At 33.8% G+C, this 18,723-nt stretch carries 17 protein-coding genes and 1 pseudogene; 5 read left to right on the top strand and 13 right to left on the bottom strand.

Annotated elements, in window-relative coordinates:
- Positions 1 to 157 precede the first annotated feature (157 nt).
- The 4 genes and pseudogenes from hitS to JFT95_RS29470 all read right to left on the bottom strand — a co-directional run.
- Positions 158 to 1,231 carry an envelope stress sensor histidine kinase HitS gene (hitS, locus tag JFT95_RS07820; protein ID WP_201051886.1) on the bottom strand — a complete coding sequence of 358 codons (1,074 nt, stop codon included), beginning with the start codon at positions 1,229 to 1,231 and terminating at the stop codon, positions 158 to 160.
- Positions 1,228 to 1,905 (bottom strand): envelope stress response regulator transcription factor HitR, encoded by a 678-nt coding sequence (gene hitR / locus JFT95_RS07815; protein WP_002031358.1) that lies wholly within the window; start codon positions 1,903 to 1,905, stop codon positions 1,228 to 1,230. Before hitR ends, hitS begins: the two co-directional genes overlap by 4 nt.
- An 86-nt stretch (positions 1,906 to 1,991) precedes the next feature.
- Entirely contained in the window at positions 1,992 to 2,756 is a 765-nt protein-coding gene (locus JFT95_RS29475) for an ABC transporter ATP-binding protein (protein ID WP_242487629.1), read from the bottom strand.
- Positions 2,757 to 2,918: 162 nt separating this feature from the next.
- Positions 2,919 to 3,607 (bottom strand): annotated as a pseudogene (locus JFT95_RS29470) (ABC transporter transmembrane domain-containing protein); the annotation flags it as partial.
- Positions 3,608 to 4,026: 419 nt separating this feature from the next.
- Here JFT95_RS29470 and JFT95_RS07805 point away from each other — a divergent pair.
- The gene (locus JFT95_RS07805; protein WP_002135756.1) at positions 4,027 to 4,791 is read left to right on the top strand and encodes an alpha/beta fold hydrolase; all 765 of its coding nucleotides are present in this window, start codon (positions 4,027 to 4,029) and stop codon (positions 4,789 to 4,791) included.
- A gap of 166 nt (positions 4,792 to 4,957) precedes the next feature.
- Here JFT95_RS07805 and entFM read toward each other — a convergent pair whose 3' ends face one another.
- A complete protein-coding gene (entFM, locus tag JFT95_RS07800; RefSeq protein WP_201051884.1) occupies positions 4,958 to 6,235 on the bottom strand; it encodes an enterotoxin EntFM in 1,278 nt (425 codons plus the stop codon).
- 717 nt (positions 6,236 to 6,952) lie between these two features.
- Here entFM and JFT95_RS07795 point away from each other — a divergent pair.
- The gene (locus JFT95_RS07795; RefSeq protein ID WP_201051883.1) at positions 6,953 to 7,123 is read left to right on the top strand and encodes a DNA mismatch repair protein MutT; all 171 of its coding nucleotides are present in this window, start codon (positions 6,953 to 6,955) and stop codon (positions 7,121 to 7,123) included.
- A 43-nt stretch (positions 7,124 to 7,166) separates the two neighbouring features.
- Here JFT95_RS07795 and JFT95_RS07790 read toward each other — a convergent pair whose 3' ends face one another.
- Together JFT95_RS07790 and JFT95_RS07785 are read right to left on the bottom strand one after the other, a co-directional pair.
- On the bottom strand, positions 7,167 to 7,766 hold the full coding sequence (locus tag JFT95_RS07790; protein WP_002141347.1) for a nitroreductase family protein: 600 nt from the start codon (positions 7,764 to 7,766) through the stop codon (positions 7,167 to 7,169).
- A 248-nt stretch (positions 7,767 to 8,014) separates the two neighbouring features.
- Positions 8,015 to 8,968: a D-alanyl-D-alanine carboxypeptidase family protein gene (locus tag JFT95_RS07785; RefSeq protein WP_061674168.1), complete on the bottom strand. Its 954-nt coding sequence runs from the start codon at positions 8,966 to 8,968 to the stop codon at positions 8,015 to 8,017.
- A gap of 219 nt (positions 8,969 to 9,187) precedes the next feature.
- Between JFT95_RS07785 and JFT95_RS07780 the strand changes: the two genes are divergently transcribed.
- The 3 genes from JFT95_RS07780 to JFT95_RS07770 all read left to right on the top strand — a co-directional run bounded on the left by JFT95_RS07780 (position 9,188) and on the right by JFT95_RS07770 (position 11,135).
- Entirely contained in the window at positions 9,188 to 10,189 is a 1,002-nt protein-coding gene (locus JFT95_RS07780; RefSeq protein WP_201051880.1) for a S66 family peptidase, read from the top strand.
- Positions 10,190 to 10,462: 273 nt separating this feature from the next.
- Entirely contained in the window at positions 10,463 to 10,804 is a 342-nt protein-coding gene (locus JFT95_RS07775; RefSeq protein WP_002086172.1) for an EamA family transporter, read from the top strand.
- Positions 10,797 to 11,135: an EamA family transporter gene (locus tag JFT95_RS07770; protein ID WP_201051879.1), complete on the top strand. Its 339-nt coding sequence runs from the start codon at positions 10,797 to 10,799 to the stop codon at positions 11,133 to 11,135. Before JFT95_RS07775 ends, JFT95_RS07770 begins: the two co-directional genes overlap by 8 nt.
- A 35-nt stretch (positions 11,136 to 11,170) precedes the next feature.
- Here JFT95_RS07770 and JFT95_RS07765 read toward each other — a convergent pair whose 3' ends face one another.
- From JFT95_RS07765 to cydA, 6 genes are all read right to left on the bottom strand, one after another.
- Positions 11,171 to 11,620, bottom strand: coding sequence for a DUF6376 family protein (locus JFT95_RS07765; protein ID WP_201051877.1), 450 nt, complete (start codon positions 11,618 to 11,620; stop codon positions 11,171 to 11,173).
- A gap of 244 nt (positions 11,621 to 11,864) precedes the next feature.
- Positions 11,865 to 12,086: a hypothetical protein gene (locus tag JFT95_RS07760; protein ID WP_063217781.1), complete on the bottom strand. Its 222-nt coding sequence runs from the start codon at positions 12,084 to 12,086 to the stop codon at positions 11,865 to 11,867.
- Between the two features lie 195 nt (positions 12,087 to 12,281).
- On the bottom strand, positions 12,282 to 14,006 hold the full coding sequence (cydC, locus tag JFT95_RS07755) for a thiol reductant ABC exporter subunit CydC (protein ID WP_201051875.1): 1,725 nt from the start codon (positions 14,004 to 14,006) through the stop codon (positions 12,282 to 12,284).
- A complete protein-coding gene (gene cydD, locus JFT95_RS07750; RefSeq protein ID WP_201051873.1) occupies positions 14,003 to 15,724 on the bottom strand; it encodes a thiol reductant ABC exporter subunit CydD in 1,722 nt (573 codons plus the stop codon). Before cydD ends, cydC begins: the two co-directional genes overlap by 4 nt.
- Positions 15,724 to 16,740 carry a cytochrome d ubiquinol oxidase subunit II gene (cydB, locus tag JFT95_RS07745; protein WP_002141342.1) on the bottom strand — a complete coding sequence of 339 codons (1,017 nt, stop codon included), beginning with the start codon at positions 16,738 to 16,740 and terminating at the stop codon, positions 15,724 to 15,726. The genes cydD and cydB overlap by 1 nt, the downstream gene beginning before the upstream one ends.
- On the bottom strand, positions 16,727 to 18,130 hold the full coding sequence (cydA, locus tag JFT95_RS07740; RefSeq protein WP_002031333.1) for a cytochrome ubiquinol oxidase subunit I: 1,404 nt from the start codon (positions 18,128 to 18,130) through the stop codon (positions 16,727 to 16,729). Before cydA ends, cydB begins: the two co-directional genes overlap by 14 nt.
- Positions 18,131 to 18,723: the final 593 nt, after the last annotated feature.

Below are 18,723 nucleotides of genomic sequence, written 5' to 3'. Positions count from 1 at the left end.
CTTAATCTTCTCAGTTGTTTATTATATTAAAAGTGTATCTATGTTTATGTAAAAAGGCAATGATGCACTTTTATGTGCGTAGGTTACTTATAGGTAACTATAGTAATGGTAAATGCATTTTTAAAGAAAAATAGTGTTAGAAGGCCTCCTTCTATCACTATTTTTCTTCATGATTTGGAATACGCACAATAAATTCTGTACCATTTCCTTCTACACTCTCAACTTTTATTTTTCCTTGATGAAGGTCGAGTACTTTTTTTACAATTGCTAGACCTAATCCACTTCCTCCATAAGCACGGTTTCGTGAAGAATCCGCTTTATAAAAACGTTCAAAAATATGTTGTTTCTGTTCTTCGGATATACCAATTCCCGTATCATGAATACTTACTTCCAGGAATTCTTTATGTTCTTTTAAATGAATTGTAATCGTGCCACTATTTGGTGTGAATTTAATACTGTTATGAATTAAATTAATCCATACTTGGCTCATACTTTCTTTGTCTGCAGTAACACACACTTTATCCATATCAAGATCTAGCTCAAGTCCTTTTTCATCCCAAAGAGGCTCACTATTTAACACAATTTGTTTCAACTGTTGATCTAATCGATAAGTAGCTCTTTCTGGTGAATACTCCTCTGACTCTAAAAGTGTTAGCTTCAATAAATTTTGACTCAATTTAGATAATCGCGTTGTTTCAGTTTCAATAATAGTAAGATAATGTTTTCTTTTTTCAACTGGTAGATTATCATCTTGTAGCGCTCGAGCAAATCCCTTAATAGATGTTAATGGCGACTGTATTTCATGAGAAACATTCGATACAAATTCTTGTCTCATTTTCTCCATTGCATTAAGTTCATCCGTCATATCGTTAATACTTTTTACAAGCACACCAATTTCGCCATCATACTTTTCTTCATTCCGTATTTTTACAGAGAAGTCCCCTTTTGCAATTTTTTGTATCGGTTCAATGATCGTCCAAATCATCGCCTCTCGCTTCGGTCTCATTAAAATTCCGATTAATGTCCAAATAAGAACGATAAAAACAAAGCCGACCATATCACTAATTAGAAAAGTAATAAAAGGCGATACGTTTATTTCAAAAGCTTTCATTACACTAGACGATACAAAAAAGGCTATTGACCAAATTATAGTAAGAAAAGTAAAGAGCGCTACTATCGCCCCTATTACTTTTAACATCTTCATCTTACTCATTCTTTCTCTTTTTCTCATTTACTTACCTCTAAGCGATACCCTAAGCCCCTTATCGTCCTTATACTAAACTTCGATAACTCTTCTTGAAACTTTTCACGCAACCGATTAATATGAACGTCTAGCGTGCGTTCATTCCCTTCAAAATCATATCCCCATACGTCTTCTATTAATTGCTCTCTTGAACAAGTTCTCCCCGCTTTAGATCCTAATGTAAAGAGCAACTCAAATTCTTTTAGCGGCAGCGTCACCGTTTGTTCTCCAACGTTAACTTCAAATGTTTTACGATTTAACAGTACATTCCCAACTTGAATAGATTGCGATACTGTAATTTGGTAACGTTTCAATAATGCCTTCACTCTCACAACTAATTCTAAAGGATCAAATGGTTTTACAAGATAATCATCTGTTCCGAGGTGAAATCCTTTTACTTTTTGAGATGTTTCACCTTTAGCAGTCAGCATAAGAATTGGGATATCATAGTATTTTCTTAATTCATAACATAAATCAAACCCATCCATATTTGGCATCATAATATCAATAATCGCCATTTCGACTTTCACTTCTTCTATTTTTCGAAGAGCATCTAATCCATCAACGGCCTCATATGTTTGAAAACCTTCTCGTTCCAAAAATACAGAAACAAGTTCTCTAATGTGCGGATCATCATCTACAATTAAAATTTTGGGTATCAAGGAATCATATCCTTTCTGCTTAACATACTTTTTAGCACTCTAAAATCAACAATCAGTGAAGTGCCCCTTCACTGATTGTTTTCATTCTATAATGCTCCTTCTTTAATTTTCAATTGTTGCATTGCAAATTCACGGTACATGTCATGTGTCCGTAATAACTCATCATGTGAGCCACTTCCTGTAAGATTCCCTTTTTCAATAAAGATAATTTTATCTGCATCTACAACAGTAGAAAGTCTATGCGCAATAACTAAAGTTGTTCTACCTTTCATTAAGTTATTTAACGCCTTCTGAACAACCGATTCCGATTTACTATCAAGACTTGACGTCGCTTCATCTAACATAAGGATTTGCGGGTTTCGTAGTAACGCTCGAGCAATCGCAATTCGTTGTCTTTGCCCTCCAGAAAGCTTCACACCACGCTCTCCAACTTCTGTTGCGTATCCACTTGGTAAATCATGAATAAACGCATCAACATACGCCATCGCTGCTACTTTTTCAATTTCTTCATCCGTCACTTCACCCTCAACACCGTAGCAAATATTATCACGAATCGTTCCATCAATTAACGGACTATCTTGTGAAACGTAACCAATTTGACGTCGCCATGATTGTAATGAATATGCTGTAATTGGTTCTTTCCCTAATTTTATGAAACCACTAGTTGGCTCATAAAAACGTTCTAACAGCGAGAATAAAGTTGTTTTTCCGCTACCACTTGGTCCTACAATCGCCGTTACTTTTCCAGATTCAATCGTGAAGTCGATATTTTTCAAGATTTTCTCTTCTTCGTTATACTCAAAATGTACATTTTCAATAACGATCGGCTGCTTCGCATTTGTAACATTCATACCTGTTTCATGATCTTCTACTTCATATTCTAAAATCGTATTAATTCTTTCGGTTGCACCAATTGCTTTTTGGAACTGAGTAAAGAACATTGATAACTGACTCATTGGCATAATAATTTGAACTAAATACAAAATAAATGCTACAAGTTCACCTGTTGTTAATGCACCACTAGAAACTCGCATTCCACCATACCCTACGATAATAACAAGCAATGCCATTAAAACAAACGACATAACAGGTGAAATTAATGCTTGCACTTTTCCTTCTTTCAAACCAAATTGCAATAATTTTTGGATACCTGTATTACCTGTTTCATATTCTTTTTTTCCGTATTTGAAGATTTTACTAAACGAATTTCTGATAGTACTTGTGTTAATACACTAGTAAAAGAAGCCGTTTCATCTTGAAGTGCTTTTGAAATCTTATACATTTTCCGTCCAAGTGGAACTAAAATTAGTACCGATAATGGAATAACCGTTAAAAGTAAAATTGTCATTTTCCAGTCTAAAACAAATAATACAATTAATGACCCAATAATTGAGATACCGCCTGTTAATAAGTTTGACAAATGCTCAGAAATTAATGTTTTAACAACACCTGTATCATTTGTCATACGACTAATTGTATCTCCCGTTCTGTTTTGATCATAATAAGACACTGGTAAAATAAGTACCTTTTTCCACAATCGTTCTCTAAGTCCAGCTACAATTTTTTGTCCAATATAATTCAGTAAATAAATTGACAACCCTGCAGCAATTGTTTGAATAATAAAGAATGCAATTAATCCAACAATTTGTCCCGTACTAATTGAAGAAAGTGAAAAATTATCAACTAAACCTTTTGTCAGCATTGGAATAAACAAACTCGCTCCAGTAGAAAGTAAGCTCATTATTAATGCAAAAATAAGAATGCCTTTCGGTGGATTTGTATCTTGAATGAGACGTAAAAACTGCCTCCAATTCCCTTTTTTCTTTTCTGTATTCCTAACTTCCATTGTCGTTCATCTCCTCGTTATAAACAAAACTATTCTTTCTAAAACTAGAATACGCTATAAATGTAAACTGAATGTAAACACACTTTTTTCTAATTTTACAAAATATACATATAAACTCATCTTTACAACAAGTATAAATATCTGATATTATTACCTGGTACTTATTATTATTCTATGTAAATTATAGACTACGCATAGAAAATATATAACTAATTTTATCAATTAGCTAATTTAAAACACTATATAAATCTCCAGCATTGAAAGGAGTATCCTTTTTGCAAACAAATAAACATTCAGAAAAGGAAACAATCATTTTTATTCATGGATTAGTTGGAAATCGCCGCGCCTTCAAAAAAGAGCATAAACGATTTTCTGCCTCCTACAACATTATAACTTATGATTTATTAGGTCACGGCGACGATAAAGGAGAAGCTATCGACTTTTCAATACAGCGCCTCGTAGATCAATTATTGAACTTGTATGAAAAAGAGGGAATTAAAAAGGCTCATATTTGTGCTCTAAGCTATGGCTGTTATATCTCTACGACATTTGCACAAATGCATCCAGAAAAAGTATTGAGTATTTGTCATATTGGTGGACATTATAATAACCCTTCCCGTTTATATAATGTTTTTCAGAATTTTTGGGAAAAACGTGGTGATGAATATTCATCTTGGCTTTCTCAGTATGCTAGTACTATTTTTCCAAGTGGAATACTAAGGGCAAATCCATTCGCTGTTATTTCACGAAATATTTATTACCGTTTCGGATTACAATTACACTCGTCCATTATTGCTGAGTCATTACGACACCGCTTAGAATTCGACTTAAAATCTAAATTAAAAGCACTTCCCCATCCTATATTATGGGTGATGGGAGAACATGATCATCTCTATAAATCTTGTCTCTTTGATTTGAAGTCCATTCTTCCGAACGTTTTATATAAAGAAATTCCATTAGCAGGTCATGCAGCAAACTTATTCCGTCCAAACTATTTTCATGATTTATATGCTAAGTTTTTGCATGGAAAATTGACATAAAGTGAAACTTTAATCAGCGGGGATTTGTCCATCCCCGCTGATTATTATCCCGCAAATAGCAGGATAAATACTACTATACTGTTAGTTTATCCAACTATGAAAAAGGCTTCCCAAGTTTCCCTGGAAAGCCTTTTCTCTATACGAAAAGTATATAAAATACTTTTTCTTAGTATGCTTTTGTGTAACCTAATAGGTGCTTACTCCAGTAAGAGTTGCTTACAGAGCTAATGCGTACACCAGTTGCGTCAGTTTCTGCACTGATGAACTGTCCATTACCTAAGTAAACGCCCATGTGAGAAGGACCTGATTTATAAGTATTTTGGAAGTATACTAAATCACCTGGTTGTGGACTGTTAGTCTTTGTTTTAGAGCTCCAGTATCCAGCAACTGTTTGACGAGCGCCTTTATGACCAGTTTGATTTAATACGTAGTGAATGAATCCACTGCAGTCAAAACCAGCAGGTGTTGTACCAGCAGTTCTGTATGGTGAACCATTTAAAGATTTAGCGAATCCAGCGATTGAAGATGTATCTCCACCTGTTGGTGCTGTTGGTTTTTGTACTTGGTTCGTACCTTGGTTACCACCAGTAACTACATTATTCACTCCGCCTTTTACAAACTTAACAAAGTCTGCACTTACGTAACCAGTGCGGCCATTATGGTTAATTTTATACCAACCATTTTCAGCGCCAGTAACGTTTAATACTGTACCATTTGTTACCCCACCAATTACAGGGTTATATGTAGCTGGACCTGTACGTACTTTTAAAGCACCTGTGTTAACAACATAAGATCCACCAGTTTGAACTGTAGTAGTATTGTTGTTGTTGTTTGTAGTTGGTTGCTGAGTTTCGTTAGATACAGCTGAACCACCTTTTGTTACGAAGTCTTTACTTACGTATCCAGTTCCACCATTGAAGTTAATTTTAAACCAATCTTGAACTTCACCTACAACTTGAACTGTTTTTCCTTTATTTACAGAACCTAAAACAGTATGAGATGCACTTGGGCCTGTACGTACGTTTAATGAAGAAACGTTTACTGTGTAAGTACCTGTTCCTTGCTGAACAGTAGTAGTTCCTTTATTGCCACCAGTTGTTACGAAGTCCCCACTTACATAACCTGTTTGACCATTTACACTAACTTTGAACCAACCGTTTTCTTGTCCAATTACTTGAAGTACTTGACCTGATTTCACTTTAGAAATAACGTTATGTCCTGTACCAGCACCTGAACGTACATTTAATACATCAGCTGTTACTGTGTATTTTAATTCAGAAGTTGTTTCTACCGTTTTTGTTTCAGTTACAGTCGTTTGAGTTTGAGTTTGTCCATTAATTTCTTTTAGCGCATCATTTGAAACTTGTGCATGAGCAGAATCCATTCCAGGAACTGCTACACCTACTACAGATGCTGCTGCTAAACCTGCGATTACTTTTTTCATAAGTTGTCTTTACTTCCTTTCCCTACTATCCTCTTGAGAAAACTATAAACTTAGTACTTTACAATATTATCAAAGTAAAATATTCATCCAGTTCCATTTTTTAGCAAGAGTTTTATTTTTCACACATCGTTTATTTTAAACGATTGAAGTGAATTTAGTGTGAACTTCATGTGAACTTTATCATTAAACAGTGTGTTTTTGCAATGCTTTTTTCAAATTTCTTATGTATTTCATTGAAAATTCGACATTCCATTCATTATCTTAATATATATTTTTCTTTTGCTATCCACTTTAAAAAACTCTATTAATCTAATACAATGCAAAGAATGTATTTTCTAGTAAAGTCCCTTCCATGAAGCATACTCTTATCATGACAAAAAATGCTTTTTTTATCAATAGTATAATATTTTCAGAAAACTATTTTTGATATTATCCATCGTTTTTAAAAGATTTGACGATTTGTAAGATTTAACTCCAAAAATTCTGTTCTAATTTGACGAAAATACACATTCCACTATCTATTTTTCACTATCCATGGAATTTTCAGGATATTTGTATTATCATATATAAAGTAGGATTTTAATCCATACAAATTTTATTCACCCCACACTGAAACCAATCGAACTTTTACAGGTCGGTATTCTATACGTATCATTGAATTTTGATATGGAAGCCTTACTTCCCGCAAATAGTGAGATAAAAAAAGGAGATATATTTATGAAAAACATAATAGATGATCCTATAAATAAAAATATAGAACTGTACTATGCTTTTTTTCAATTCGTTTCACTTATAACATTACAAAAAGTATCAACTATTGAAACACGTAAAAACAAATTAAAGAATCAGATGAAAAATCCCTACAAAAAAAATCCTTACTACTTATAAAAGGTGAACAGATTATATCTCTGTTCACCTTTTATTTTTTATTTTATTTGTAAATTTTCACACGAGTTTCTAATGGCTGATATTCTTTATCTCCTGCCGAAACTACCGGTTTACCAAATGGCATTTGCGCAGTTAACTTCCAGTTTTCAGGTACATCCCATTCTTTTTTTACTTCCTCATCAATCAACGGATTATAATGCTGTAGTGTAGCACCAAAACCTTCAATCTCTAATGCTGTCCAAATCGCAAATTGCAACATTCCAGAAGATTGCTGAGACCATGTAGGAAAATTATCTTTATATAGTGCAAAGTTCTCTTGCAAACTTTCTACTACTTTACTATCTTCGAAATACAAAACTGTTCCATAGCCACTTTTAAATGCATTCATTTTCTCTTCAGTAGGTGCAAAATTATTTTCAGGCACAATTTTTCGTAACGTTTCTTTCGTAACATTCCATAATTTGTCGTGTTGTTCACCTAGTAATACAACAACTCTTGCACTTTGAGAATTAAAAGCCGAAGGTGTATGTTTCACAGCATGATAAATCACTTCTTGAATTCTTTCATCAGAAACTACTTGCTCTTTACTAATCGCGTAAATAGATCTTCTGTCTTCAATTGCTGAGTAAAAATCTTTTGCCATTACAATTCCCTCCAATTTTCATTTGAGGCAGTATCATATGTACGAAGCATATAATGCCTCTCGAACTTATTATTAATAAGTTCTTAACTTAATAATATCAACAAACAAAAACAAACTCAAATGATATCACTTGAGTTTTCACTTCCTATACGTCAAAAAATAAAAAAACAGTTTATTGTCACCAAAATCAAGGTTCAATAAACTGTCTGTCTTATTTTTATAACAATCTAAATTACTTCTTTCTTCACCTAATTAAGCAATTGAAATGCATAGGACATTAATTTATTTGTTTCTGTAAAACGTTTTGTTTTACTTTTTGTCCCCATAACAACTGTAATAATGCGATTATCACCTTGTTTTGCAGTACCTGTAAAACAATACCCTGCGCTATCTGTAAATCCTGTTTTTAATCCGTCTATTCCTTCTATATATAAAGCTTTATTATTTTTGTTTAACATCTCATTTGTGCTTGTAACATTAACATTATTAAATGCTAACTGACTTTGACGTAAGTGAGTCACTTCTAATATCTCTGGATAGTCTTTTATAAGATGATACGCTAATTTCGATACGTCAGCTGCTGTCATTTTCGTTTCACTTCCGTCGGGCTCCTGCAATCCGGAAGCATTCGCGAATTTAGCTTTATCTGACATTTCTAACTGCTTTGCTTTTTCATTCATAAGTTGAGCAAAGTTTTTTTCTGTCTTAGCTACATGTTCTGCTAAAGCGACAGCCGAATTATTAGCCGATTCAATCATTAACGCATGATATAAGTCCTTAACAGTTAATGTATCATTTGCTTGCATCGGGATTTTTGCACCCTCTGTTTGTGCCGACTTTGCACTTATTTTCACTGGATCTTCCCAGTGGACTTTCCCATTATGTATACTCTCTAAAACGAGATATGCTGTCATCATTTTTGACATACTAGCAGGGGCAACAGCTTCATTTTCATTATTTTGATAAATAACTTCTCCATTACTCGCATCGATAATAATAGCTGCTTTTGCATCAATTTCTGGTGGTATATATTTTGGTGGAACTACTTTTTCAGATAGCCCTGTTTTAGGTAGCTCTGCCACTTGTAAAGGCTGAGTATCTACATTTGTTTCACTCTTTTGAACTCCTTGGAAAAAGAACCAACATATACCCAGAATTACTACTAACAGGATTGTTAATCTTCCCCATTTTAACCGCTTCATTCTAAAACTCCTTTAACAAACCTTTTATACACTCATGTTTAACCATAACAACAATTACTTTATATCGTCAAGGTAAAAAGCATATTTATTCATCTATAACAATTATAATTTCAACCTCGTTCTCTTTTTCATATGTGTTACACTAAAAACAACAAAATATAAGAATATTCAATTACATTTAAACACAAAAACACTATATAATAGAAAGGATTTATACAAATGATACTTCCAAAAGCATTAAAATATGGCGATACCATTGGCATCTACTCTCCCTCTTCACCAGTAACCTATACTTCTCCAAAGAGATTTGAGCGCGCAAAATTATACTTAAAACAGAAAGGATTTCATATATTAGAAGGTTCACTAACAGGTCAATATGATTATTATCGTTCCGGGAGCATTAAAGAGCGTGCTGAGGAATTAAATGACTTGATTAGAAACCCTAACGTCTCTTGTATCATGTCGACAATTGGGGGACTGAATTCAAATTCATTATTACCTTATATTGATTATGAGGCTTTTCAAAAGAATCCTAAAATAATGATTGGCTATTCAGACACAACAGCATTATTACTAGGAATTTATGCAAAAACAGGAATTCCTACATTTTATGGTCCAGCACTTGTTCCTTCTTTTGGTGAATTTGAGCCTTTCGTAGATTGCACGTACAAATATTTTGCGGATACTTTATTAACTGATCAACACCTTCCTTACAACATAAACCAGCCGTTATTTTGGTCAGATGAATTTATTAATTGGGAAGAAAAAACGAAAGAAAAAGATCTCCGACCGAACAATTGGATTTCAGTAATTGGTGGGAAAGCTACTGGACGTATTATTGGTGGGAATTTAAATACTATACAAGGTATTTGGGGTAGCCCCTATATGCCACTTATTCAAGATGGTGACATTCTCTTTATTGAAGATAGCTCAAAAGATGCAGCTACTATCGAAAGAAGTTTTTCATTACTTAAAATTAACGGCGTTTTTGATAAAGTTTCAGGTATCATCCTTGGAAAACATGAGCAATTTGATGATTGTGGTACAAATAGAAAACCTTACGAAATATTATTAGAAGTATTACAAAATCAAAAACTTCCTTTTCTAGCCGATTTTGACTGTTGTCATACTCATCCAATGATTACTTTGCCAATAGGTATTCAAGTAGAGATGGATGCAACAAATAAAACGATACAAATTATAGAGCGATGGAGAGACTAACGACACTTATTCCACTATCTTGTAATGCTTAAAAATACAATTACATTTTTAATAGAAGGAAGTGGATATCACTCATAACAAATAGTGCCTAATGTCTTCTGTTGTTTTACAATAGAAGACATGTTACTATATATTTTGGAATGTGAAATGATAAGCAACAATCTATGATATGTACTGAAAAAACAATTTCAATGTACATTATGTAATAAGAAACTATTGATTACATACAGTCATTTCAAATGTATGTATTTATATGTAAAAGAGAGTGAATATATGAAACCAACTATTAAAAACTATGTATTTTTACATGTGGCCTTCTTGATATATTCTATCATTATGGTTTACATGAAATGGGCATCTCAATTCCCTATTGCATCAATTTCATTTTTTATTGCTTACTTCGGACTTGTTGTACTTTTATTCGGATATGCAATTCTATGGCAACAAGTCATTAAGAACTTTGAAATTTCTAGAGCATATTCACACCGTGGGATTATCATACTATGGTCAATGCTTTGGTCAGTATTCCTGTTTGGAGATACGATACAGTGGAATCACATACTTGGCGCAGCTATTATTATCGTCGGAATTGTGGTGGTGACAAAAGATGAATAGTTATATGTTATTATTGATATTTGGGATAATTTTAGCCAATTACTCACAAATATTATTAAAAAAGGCTACTTTACAACAATACGATTCTAGAATAAAAGAATATGTGAATCCTTATGTTATCATCGGCTACTTTTTATTTGTAATTAATGCCGGATTAAATGTGATCGCCTTAAAGGGCATGGAATTAAAGCAAGCATCTGCATTAGAATCATTAAGTTATATCATCATTTTAATTTTCAGTTGGTACTTCCTAGGGGAGAAAATCACGAAACGAAAAATCATTGGCAACATTATTATTGTCATTGGTGTAATTATCTATTGTATACAATAACAAAAAGATCCGTTTATGATAAACGGATCTTTTTGTTATTGCCCTAAATTTTGAACCTTATCTTTCAAAGCACCAACTTGTTCTATCGTCTGCATAAGCTCAGAGTTTTTAAACTGCTCTACATTCATTTTCCCTTCCTCTATCTTTGTCATAGATGTATCAATTAATGTATTTAACTTTTCATTATACCCGACGATTTGCTGGTGAAGATCCTTCGCTACATCTGGTGGTGTTAATTCATTAAAAGCTGGTATATCTTGTTTAATTTCAGTAAGTTTCGTTTCTAGTTCTTTCCGGGCTTCCCCATCATTAACGGCCTTTTCTGCTAATGCTGGCGCTTCATTTGCAAATGCACTTATTTCATTTACATAGTCTGTCGCTTTTTGAGCGTAATCTATGGAGTTCTTCCCTTCCTCTACTAGCGAACATCCCATCAAACCAATTGAAACTACAATTGAAAGTAACATTGTTTTTGTAAACTTCATTTTTACCTCCTAAATAATTTCCATACTTTTATTCATTTATAAACACTTTATTTTCTTCTTATACACTTTATCACATCATATCTTATTTTTTAATCTTCCTCTTATACATTCTAGAAAAATCATTATTATCCTGTTCAACATGTACCTCGAAACTATCTTCATTTAAATATAAAAACAGACATACTTATTTTTCAGTACGTCTGTTTTCCAGGTACGTATAACTCTCACTAATTAAAGTTTCTCTTTATCCTCTCACATGCCCTATTACTGTTATAATATCTATGTCTATATGTACACTAATAATATCTTCTATAATGTCTGTATATCCTTGGCCTAAAGGTGTTCCGTAATGTAATAAAATTTCTTTTTTTTCATAAACTGACTTCGGTACTGTAAAAATAAATTTCCTCAGATTCCGCTCATCAGCAGGCTCCAAAATTAAAACAATGCCATCCTCTTCAAACATATAATCACGCCTTCCAACAATCCATTCACTATGGCTCAAGTATTGCCTTGAAAGGATAGATTTTAAACACCCTTTCTAACAATATATAACCATTTCATGATCAAATAGCTTATACGGCTTATATGATTTCACCACAAATACAAAAAAACACGAACCTTGAACTACCAAGAATTTGTGGTTTTTTGCATTTCATTCCTATATACCTTTATCAAGCTCATATAACCTACGATATTTCTCATTTTCTTTCAGTAGCTGTTCGTGACTACCTTGCATAGCGATTTGGCCGCTATCAAGGAAAATAACTTCATCTACATGTTCAATTCCTACAAGATGATGTGTAATCCAAATAACAGTCTTTTCTTCTGTTGCAGAAAACATTGTTTCTATTAAGGCTAATTCCGTTTTAGGGTCTAAACCGATAGTCGGTTCATCAAGTACAATAATCGGTGTTTCTTGCATAAGAGTTCTTGCAAATGCTACCCTTTGCCTTTCTCCGCCAGAAAACCTCTTTCCCATTTCATGCATTTTTGTTTGTAATCCATCAGGAAGAGAAGCAATGTGTGGTGCTAGCTGTGCTTTCTCTAAAGCTTTCCATATCTCTTCATCATTAGCCTCTGGTTTACCGATCCGCACATTATTTCCAATTGTCGTATCGAATAAATGTGGTTTTTGGTTTAATACAGAAATATATTTTGACAAAAAATCCGTACGAGCTTGTTCACCATTCAATATAACTTGGCCATTCACCGGACGTAGTGCACCAGTTAACAATTTTAGTAAAGTAGATTTCCCTGTTCCACTTCTACCTAAAATAGCAATTTTCTTTCCTGCCTTTATTTGCAATGATACATCTTTTAATACAGGTTCATTACTATCCGGATAATTATACGACACATTACTCAGTTCAATATCTATATGTTTTTGTGCAACGTAATCTTTATCTCCAGGTAACTTATTTCCATCTTGCAAAATGATATCACTTTCTACGCTTTTAAGCCTATGAGCAGATTCTACATAAGATGGAATTCGATCAATAGCATCTGATATAGGGATAAGCGCATTTGTCACAGATAATGTCATTAATACGAAAGCTGCGATAACTGTAGGTGCAATCTGTTCACTTGCCACTTGATTTCCAGTCCACATAATCATTGAAATAACTACAATGCCGACTATTAAATGAATGATACTGTCTCGAATATGGTACCAGCGTTTCACTCTCTTTTCTGTCTTTAACAACTGGACATTTTGCGCTACATACTCATTAATAAATTCATCTTTTCTACCACTCGCCTGCCAATCAGATAACCCAAATACAGCATCTGTCAATTGTTGATACAAACGATTTCTTCCTCGCTTCAAAGCAACATGATGTCGTTTCATCAAAAGTAGTGATACGAATGGGAGAAGAAAAACAATAACAGCTAACATACAAGCTGCGATAAGTGCAAATACTAAGTCAAATGCACCTATAACAATTACGAAAATGCTATATACAACTAACGCTAATATACTAGGGAATATTGTACGTAAATATAGATTCTGTAAATGTTCTATATCATCAGACAATACACCTAGTACATCACCAGTTTGAAATCGAGAGCGTAAAAATAACGCCTGTGGTTCTACAATTCTATATAGTTTTGTTCTCATTTTTTCTAAAATTCGTAGAACGACGTCATGCCCTACTAAACGCTCTAAATAATGAAAGACAGCTTGCCCTATACTAAACGCACGCGTTGCAACTATAGGAACATATACAGCCATTACATTTTCTGGTCTGAGAGCAGATTTAGAAATTAAATAACCTGAAATGAAAAGTAGCATCGCACCTGAACTAACTCCAAGAAGCCCGAGGAAAATAGTCAACGTCATTCTACCTTTATTTTGCTGTATATAAGGTTTAATCCAATTACTCATCGCTCTCCCCTCTCTTCCCTATGAAAATGTAATGTCTCATTCTTTAAAAGTTCTTCATATGTTCCACTTTCTTTAATTTCCCCTTTATTTAAAATAAGAATATGATCCATTTGCTTCATCCAATGCAGACGATGCGTTGCAAGAAATACTAACTTACCTTCAAACAGACGTAACATCGATTGCTTTATTTCAAATTCAGTTTCAATATCAAGATGTGCTGTAGGTTCATCTAATAAAATGATTGGCTTTTTACTTAAAAGTGCACGTGCCATAGCGACACGTTGTTCTTGTCCGCCACTAAGCATACGTCCACCTTCTCCAATTCTTTCGTACATCCCATGTGGTAATGATGCAACGAGCGAACGAAGACCAACTTCATTAATAACTCTCTCAACTTCTTCATCAATTGTATTCGTTTCATAGAAACAAATATTATCTTTTAATGAAAGCGGAAAAATATAAGGTTGCTGCGGAATATAAGCAATATTTTTTTGCCAATCTTCTCGAGTAGATTCACCAATTTCCACACCATTTACTAACATCTTCCCACCCGAAGGCGGTAGAAATCCTGCTAACACATCGATTAACGTTGATTTCCCTGCCCCACTTTCACCAATAATGCCTATAGCACCGTTACCTTGCCAAGTAAAATCAATTCCCTCTAATATAGCCTTTTCAGATTCATCATTATTTACTTTTACATCTTGTAATTTCAAACTACTAGAAGAATTCCATACTATATCTACATTTGAATCTTTCTTTTCTATTTCTTTTTGTTTCTGTAAAATTTCTTCTATTTGCTCCATTGCAAGTTGTCCATCTAATGTAGCATGATAATTCGCTCCAACTTGCTTAATCGGCAGAAAATATTCCGGCGCTAAAATTAAAATCGTAAGAGCTGGCAACAGTATAATTGTCCCATCTATTAACCGTATCCCTAATCCAACTGCTACAAATGCAATTGATAAACTCGTAAAGAAATCTAATGCAAAAGAAGAAAGAAAAGCAACTCGCAAAGTACGCATCGTTGCTTTTCTATATCGTTTACTTACTTTTTCAATCTTTCCTTCGTGCTGTTTACTTTTCCCTAAATACTTTAATGTTTCTAATCCTTTTAACGTATCTACAAAATGATTAGAAAGTACACGATATGTCTCATATTGGCCATCCGCCATTTTCTGCGCTGCTAATCCTAGAAGGATCATAAATATGATCACAATTGGAATCGTTACAACTAAAATGATTCCAGACTTAATGTCCAGTGTAAAAACATATAGAACAATTAGCCCTGGAACGATACTACTTCTAATCATTTTAGGAATTGTCAATTCAATATATGTTTTAAATTTCTCAATACCTTCTATCGATAAAGTAACCAGATGACCAGTCCCATTCGTTTGGACAAATCTCGGCCCTAACGTAAAATATGCTTCTATTAACTGTTTACGTAATGCAAATCCTGTTTTTTCAGCGAAACGCTCAACCAATATTTGCGATGTTCGCACTAACATTTGGCGTGCTGCAAACGTGATCCCAAAATAAACAGTTTCATTTAGCACAGCTTGCACTGTTTCTCCATGAAATAAAAATGTGATTGCTCGTGCTAAAAATACTGTCTGCGCAATGATACTACACGCCTCTAAAATGCTAATAAGACTTAAAGTTACATATAAAACTCGGCTACCAGGATACGACGGAAGTCCTCTTTTTCTTTTCATTAGTACTCCAAATCTTTGTCTGACTTAACAGGTTGTCTAAATACATAGAAACTCCATATTTGACTACCGATAACAAACGGTAAAATAGCAAGAGAAAAATAGCTCATCAATTTTAATGCATAAGGTCCTGATGCCGCATTATAAATTGTCAAATCATTTACCGCTCCTAATGAGCTAATCATGACACGCGGGAACATACCGATGAACACACTTGCACTTAACAAAATGATTGTTAAACTCGTCATAAAGAAAGCCCAACCATCTCTTCTTCTTTTATTTAATAAAGTAGAAACAAATAGCGCTACAAAAGCTCCAATTGGAACCATTAGCCACTCTGAACCATGTGCGGTGAAAATATCTGTTTTCCATAACCCTACAGCTGCAAAAACAAGAAGTGTTATTAATGCAAAAGGTGCAATCTTTGTCGCGGCAATACGTGCGCGTTCTCGTAATTTTCCTGTTGTACGTATAGTAAGGAATTGCAAACCATGAACAATACATAGAAGAAGAAACATAACTCCCCCAAGTAACGCAAATGGGTGAAGTAATTTCATAAATCCGCCTACCATATTTTTACTTCCATCAATTGGTACACCTGTCATAAAGTTTGCGATTGCAACTCCCCAAAGTATAGGAGGTAGCAAACTTCCAATAAACATGCCCCAATCCCAGAAACTCTTCCATTTATGATTTTCTATTTTCGCACGGAATTTAAAGGAAACACCTCTTATAATTAATGCAAGAAGCATAAACACAAATGGAATATAAAACCCACTAAATAAAGTTGCATACCAGTGCGGGAATGCCGCAAACATAGCGCCACCAGCACAAACAAGCCATACTTCATTTGCGTGCCAAAACGGCCCAATTGTATTTAAATATATACGTTTTTCCAAATCGTTTTTCCCTAAAAACCTTGAAACGATTCCTACACCAAAATCGAAACCTTCAAGTACAAAGAAGCCAACGAATAAGGTTGAGATAATTAGAAACCACAACTCATTAAGAGATAACATACTCTTCCTCCTTATCAAATGGATCATGGCTTTGATAATCCTTTTTCGTTTTCTTATTCGCATGTCCTTTAATGATACGAACGAATAAGTAAACAGTAATTCCTCCAACAATTAAATATAGTGATGTGAATGAAACAAGAGAGAATAATACTTCTCCAAATGAAACGTTTGGAGATACAGCATCTTCTGTTTTCATAACACCGAAGACAACCCAAGGCTGACGTCCCATTTCAGTCATAATCCAACCTACTGTATTACCGATAAACGGTAGTGCAATTGCATATACCATTATTTTTAAATACCAAGGGTTTTCAGTTAAGCGATCTTTTCTTGATAAGAACCAGCCGTACATTCCTAAAAGAAGCATGAATGTTCCACTCATTACCATCGCTCTAAAACTCCAGAACATAGTATGTACTGGCGGAATATAATCTCCAGGTCCATATTTTTCTTCATATTGTTTTTGAATTTGGTTCATCCCTTCAACTTGACCGCTAAATTTATCGTATGACAATAGACTTAGCATATAAGGGATTTGAATTTCAAACGAATTTTCTTTCTTCTCTGTATCAATTTTTGCAAATACTGTAAATGGCGCTGGATCCTCACTCGTATTCCATAATGCTTCAGCTGCTGCCATTTTCATCGGATGTGACTTAATTAAATTTTGTGCTTGTGCATGACCGAAAAATAATACTAATGCTGTTGTAATTGTTCCAACAACGATAGAAACTCGGAACGATTTTTTAAACACCGCAGTTTCTTGACCTTTTGATATTTTCCATGCACTTACACCTGCAATAAAGAATGCACCAGTTGCAATTGCCGCTGTAATTGTATGCGGGAATTGTACCCATAATTGTGGATTTTGAATAATCGCCCAAAAATCATTCATTTGCGCACGTCCATCTGCTGCCATTTCATATCCTACTGGGGCATGCATAAATGCACTTGCAGTTAAAATCCAAAATGCTGATAACATTGTTCCTATTGAGAGGAGCCAAATACATAAAAGGTGAACTCGCTTCGGAAGTTTATCCTCACCGAATACCCATAAACCTAGGAATGTAGACTCAATGAAAAATGCTAATAAACCTTCAATTGCAAGTGATGGTCCGAAAACATCACCAACAAAACGTGAATACGTTGACCAGTTCATACCAAACTGAAATTCTTGTAAAATACCTGTTACAACACCTACCGCGAAGTTAACAAGGAATATTTGTGTCCAAAACTTTGTCATCTTCTTATAAATTTCTTGTCCCTTTACCACATACAACGTTTGCATTAACGCAATGATAAAAGCTAAACCTATAGACAGCGGAACGAAAAAGTAATGAAAAATCGTTGTTGATGCAAATTGTATTCGTGCCAATTCGAGCGTTTCCATGCTAAAGTCACTTCCTTCATATTTTTTATATCGTAATATCGATTGAATTGTATGAATTCACTTCATAACGAACAATTCAATCATTTGGAAATACAAAAAGATAAATTCGTTTATGTACTTTCTGAAAATATAGATTGTCAGTTTTTTAGATAATTACAAAAGAACTTTCTTCATACGATTTACCTTTTCACTATTTCAGTAGTGTTTTATTCGTTAATCGAATTGTATAATATACTTACATAATAAATTCAGGTGATTTTTGACGTATTATTGACAGGATTTTGTCTGAAATATGTCTTTTGTAATTTTTTTGAATTAGATTTTTCACATTTTAAAAACGTACTTTTCAAACATACAACACACTCTTATATCAATTATTATTATGTTTTTCTCTTCATACGCTTGACTTTCCCTTTGAAAAATGTCCTCGAACCAAACCTAAAAACACGTTAGATTTTTGTCAAGAGAAAAATGTATTTCCAAAATTCAAATCAACAATATTGTTATTCACAAATAGAAAAAAACTCCCCTTTCTCTAGACATAAAATTCGTTTTTTTGTCATTTTTCAAACTGACTAAATAAAAAAGTACCG

Origin of the sequence: Bacillus sp. TH17 (genome assembly GCF_016651125.1) — a bacterium.
Classification (GTDB): domain Bacteria; phylum Bacillota; class Bacilli; order Bacillales; family Bacillaceae_G; genus Bacillus_A; species Bacillus_A mycoides.
This window is presented reverse-complemented; position numbering and strand designations above follow the sequence as displayed.